This is a genomic window from Streptomyces sp. (assembly GCF_031178505.1).
Taxonomy (GTDB): Bacteria; Actinomycetota; Actinomycetes; order Streptomycetales; family Streptomycetaceae; genus Streptomyces; species Streptomyces gulbargensis.
The window spans coordinates 1-4,267 of record NZ_JAPSIW010000613.1; the positions used below are offsets into that span (position 1 = coordinate 1).

Sequence of the window (4,267 nt, forward strand, 5' to 3'; positions counted from 1 at the left end):
CTTGATCGTGGGCGGCAGGGACCGCAGGGCGGCCGGCGACCACCGGTGGGTCCGTGGTGCCGGTACGGAGGCCCGGGTGGCGCGCTCCCGGGTCGGCTCGGCGGCCGGAGCGGCGCCGGCCGGGTCCTCGGGCTGCTGGACGGCGGGCTGCCGCGCGGCGGCGGCGGTGTTCGCCAGGCCGACGGAGGCGAGCAGGGCGAAGAGGACGGAGATGAAGGCGGTCCAGAACTGCTTGACCTTGGCGGTGGCCATGACCCCTCACTTTCGTGACGTTCCCGGATGGTGCAGTACGAGTTGCGCGCTTTACATACCTTTCTCATGATGTGTACGCACTCCGGGATTCCGGGGAGCGACGCCGTGCCCGCGCAGTTCTTCCGATGAACACCACCCGTCCGGCTCAGTGCGCGCCGGAGAGGCTCGCGTGTGCGCGCACGGCCTGCGCCGCCCGGGTGCGCTCCGCCCAGCGCGCGGCGGGCCCGGTCGCCACCCCCGCGACCAGGAAGACCGCCCCCAGGAGAAGCCAGCCGGGCGTTCCCCACCCGATGAGCAGCGTGGTGACGAGGAGCGGCCCGAGGGTACGGGCGACGGGGACGCCGGTGCCGTAGAAGCCCTGGTACTGACCGATGCGCGCGGCGGGCGCGAGGGAGAAGCCGAGCTGCCACGAGCCGGCGGAGTGCCGCATCTCGGCGAGGACCTGCAGGAGCGCGCCCAGGACGAGGACGGTGAGGGCGGCGCCCGCGCCGAGGCCGGAGACGGCCGACAGGGCGAAGACCGCGCAGGAGGCGAGCATGACGGCCCCCGAGCCGCGCACCGCGCGCGTGGCGGTGGCCAGGTCGGTGACCGAGCGGGCGGCCCGGACCTGGAGGAGCGTCACGGCGCCGGTGTTGAGGACGAACAGGGCCGAGACCGTCCAGCCGGGGGCCGCGGTCCGTCCGGTGATCCACAGCGGCAGGGCGAGGCTGAGCAGCGGCAACCGCAGCAGCATCAGGGCGTTGAGCAGGGTGAGCAGGGCGTACGGGCGGTCGCGGAGGACCGCGAACCGCGGCGCTCCGTCGGAGGGGGCCGGCGACGGCGGCACCTCGGGGAGCCGGCTCAGGACGAGGGCGCAGAGCAGGAACCCGGCGGCGTCGAGCGCGAACACCGCGCGGTAGGCGGTGGCCGTCCCGGCGTGCAGGGCGAGTCCGCCGAGCGCCGCGCCGACGGCGAGGCCCGCGTTCAGCGCGGCCTGGAGCCGGGCCAGGACGGCCGTCCTGGCGGCGGGGTCCACGAGTCCGGCCAGCAGGGCCTGGCGGGCCGCGGCGAGGCCGCTCTGCGCGGTGGCGTAGAGGGTGGCCGCCAGGAGGAAGGGGGCGAAGGAGCCGAGGAGGAGGAAGGCGGCGACGGCCGCCGCGGTGGTCAGCGCGAGCAGGACGGCGGTGCCGCGCGGGCCGCGCCGGTCGGCGAGGTGCCCGAGCGGCACCCCGGCGACCGAACCGACCGCCCAGGCGACGGCGAGCCCGGCGCCGATCTCAACGGCGGAGAGACCGACGACCCGGGTGAAGTAGAGCGCCGAGGAGACGTGGAAGGCGCCGTCGCCGACGGAGTTGGCGAGCTGGGCGGTGAACAGGGCGCGGGGTGCCCGGGCTGTCTGCGGGAAGGCGTTCGGCATGAACACGACGCTAGGGCCGGGTGGCCCACCGATCCCGGTCCATTGATCCCGTGGGAACCTGGGCCATTTCACCGGTACGAGGAGCATGGGGAGGACGGGGCGCGGGACATGGCGGAGAACCGTCTTTCCCTCCCGGCGGAGTCGTTGCGATCATGAACACGACCACAGGATCTCCACAGCTCGTCCCCATAATGTGACGATCAGGACCTCTCGCACTTTCAGTGCGGATGCAAACACTTCGCCCGGCGGTATCGGGCGGCGCGGGGGCCGGGCGCGCGGGAGACGGGCCCGGGTCGGGCGGATGACCCGGGACGCCGGCGGCCGGCGTCGGCGCGGCCGGGTACCCGATCCCCGGACGTCCGGGGACGTCCGAAGAAGGGGCGGTCGCTCCACCGCACCTCTGCGGCAGGTGGGCCCGGCCGCTCGCCCAGGGGGGTCCAGCTCCTCCATGACCGGCCACCACCCCGGAACGCACAACACCCCCTCGTACCGCGTTTCCGCAGGTAAGAAGGGGTGTACGGGGTGGAGCCTAGGGGAGTCGAACCCCTGACATCTGCCATGCAAAGACAGCGCTCTACCAACTGAGCTAAGGCCCCGGAACGAGAACAGCGTACCGGGTCACCCCCCATGCCCGGCAAAAGGATTGGGACTCCCGGTGGACGACCACGCTCCGTAAGATGCTGTTCAAGGTTCGCAGTGGCGAACCGCAGGGATGGGGAGAAGGAATGGACGCAGCGCAGCAGGAAGCCACGGCCAGAGCCAGGGAGCTTCAGCGCAGTTGGTACGGAGAGCCGCTGGGGGCGCTCTTCCGCCGCCTGATCGACGACCTGGGGCTCAACCAGGCCCGGCTCGCGGCCGTGCTCGGGCTCTCGGCGCCCATGCTCTCCCAGTTGATGAGCGGCCAGCGCGCGAAGATCGGAAACCCGGCCGTGGTCCAGCGCGTCCAGGCCCTCCAGGAGCTCGCGGTCCAGGTCGCCGACGGCAGTGTCAGCGCCGCCGAGGCCACCGACCGCATGGAGGAGATCAAGAAGTCGCAGGGCGGCTCCGTCCTCACCGCCACCGGGCAGACCACCACCGCCTCCGGCGCCCCCACCGTCCGCCGGGTGGTCCGCGAGATCCAGTCGCTGCTGCGGTCCGTCGCCGCCGCGGGCGACATCCTCGACGCCGCCGACTCCCTCGCCCCGGCCCACCCGGAACTGGCAGAGTTCCTCCGGGTCTACGGAGCCGGGCGCACCGCCGACGCGGTCGCCCACTACGAGTCGCACCAGAACTGACGCGGAGCCGGCGGACCGCCGGCCCGGAACGGAACGACGGGGAGCGGGCGCAGCACGATGGGTGAGGTCTTCGCCGGCCGGTACGAGCTGATCGATCCGATCGGCCGGGGCGGGGCCGGGGCGGTGTGGCGCGCCTGGGACCACCGGAGGCGCCGGTACGTGGCGGCCAAGGTGCTCCTGCAGAGCGACGCCCACACGCTGCTCCGCTTCGTCCGGGAGCAGGCGCTGCGGATCGACCATCCGCACGTGCTCGCCCCCGCCAGCTGGGCCGCCGACGACGACAAGGTCCTGTTCACCATGGACCTGGTCGCCGGCGGCTCGCTCGCCCACGTCATCGGGGACTACGGCCCGCTGCCGCCGCGTTTCGTGTGCGCCCTGCTCGACCAGCTGCTGTCCGGTCTGGCCGCGGTCCACGCGGAGGGCGTCGTCCACCGGGACATCAAGCCGGCCAACATCCTCATGGAGGCGACCGGCACCGGGCGCCCGCACCTGCGGCTGTCCGACTTCGGCATCTCCATGCGCAAGGGCGAACCGCGGCTCACCGAGACCGACTACGTGGTCGGCACCCCCGGATACTTCGCCCCCGAGCAGCTCCTCGGCGCCGAACCCGACTTCCCGGCCGACCTCTTCGCCGTCGGCCTGGTCGCGCTCTATCTGCTGCAGGGCCGCAGGCCGGACTCCCAGGCGCTCGTCGTGCACTACCTCGCCCACGGCACCCCGAGCGCCCCCGAGGGCGTCCCCGAGCCGCTCTGGCAGGTGCTCGCCGGCCTGCTCCAGCCCGATCCGCAGGCCCGTTTCCGCACGGCCACGGGCGCGCGGAAGGCGCTGAGCGCCGCCGTCGAGCTGCTGCCCGCGCCGAGCCCCGGCGACGAGCCGGTCGAGATCTTCGACCAGCTCGGCCCGCTGCCCGCCGGCTTCGGTCCGGAAGGACCCACCAGGGCACCGGCCCCTGACCCGCGCGGCACCCCGGCCCCTGACCCGCGCGTCAACCCGCCCGGTGTCGCGGCGCCGGCCGCCCCCCGCCCCCCCGCGGGGGCCGCGCCGCCCGCCCCCGGAGCCGTACCACCCCCGCCGTCGCCCCCCGCTCCCCCTCCGGCTGCCGCCGCCCCCTCGCCCGGGCCCTCGCCCGTGCCTCAGCCGCCGTACCCCTACCCGCCGGCTCCGGCCCCCGCGCCGGTGCCCGGGCCGTCCGAGACGGGCAGCTTCCCTCTGCCCCCGCCGGTCACCCACCCGGCGCCCTCCGTCCACCGGGCCCCCACGGCCGCCGTGCTGCACGGCCCGCCCCCCGCACCGACGGCGCCCCGCACCCCCGCACGGCGACCGGGACCGCCCCCGAAGGTGGCGG

4 protein-coding genes and 1 tRNA gene are annotated in these 4,267 nt (G+C 74.7%); 2 read left to right on the forward strand and 3 right to left on the reverse strand.

The genetic code is table 11. From position 1 onward, the window contains the following. The 3 genes from RIF68_RS28940 to RIF68_RS28950 form a co-directional block, all read right to left on the reverse strand. Positions 1-252: hypothetical protein (locus RIF68_RS28940; protein WP_309054243.1), on the reverse strand; the 252-nt coding region annotated here is incomplete at its 3' end. Positions 253-397: 145 nt separating this feature from the next. Next, positions 398-1,648 (reverse strand): MFS transporter, encoded by a 1,251-nt coding sequence (locus RIF68_RS28945; RefSeq protein ID WP_309054244.1) that lies wholly within the window; start codon positions 1,646-1,648, stop codon positions 398-400. 523 nt (positions 1,649-2,171) lie between these two features. Continuing rightward, positions 2,172-2,244 (reverse strand) — tRNA-Ala (locus RIF68_RS28950). Positions 2,245-2,373: 129 nt separating this feature from the next. Between RIF68_RS28950 and RIF68_RS28955 the strand changes: the two genes are divergently transcribed. Both RIF68_RS28955 and RIF68_RS28960 read left to right on the forward strand, forming a co-directional pair. After that, on the forward strand, positions 2,374-2,922 hold the full coding sequence (locus RIF68_RS28955) for a DNA-binding protein (protein ID WP_309054245.1): 549 nt from the start codon (positions 2,374-2,376) through the stop codon (positions 2,920-2,922). 57 nt (positions 2,923-2,979) lie between these two features. Beyond that, positions 2,980-4,267, forward strand: a 1,288-nt coding sequence (locus RIF68_RS28960; RefSeq protein WP_309054246.1) for a serine/threonine-protein kinase, incomplete at its 3' end; no start/stop codon positions are given.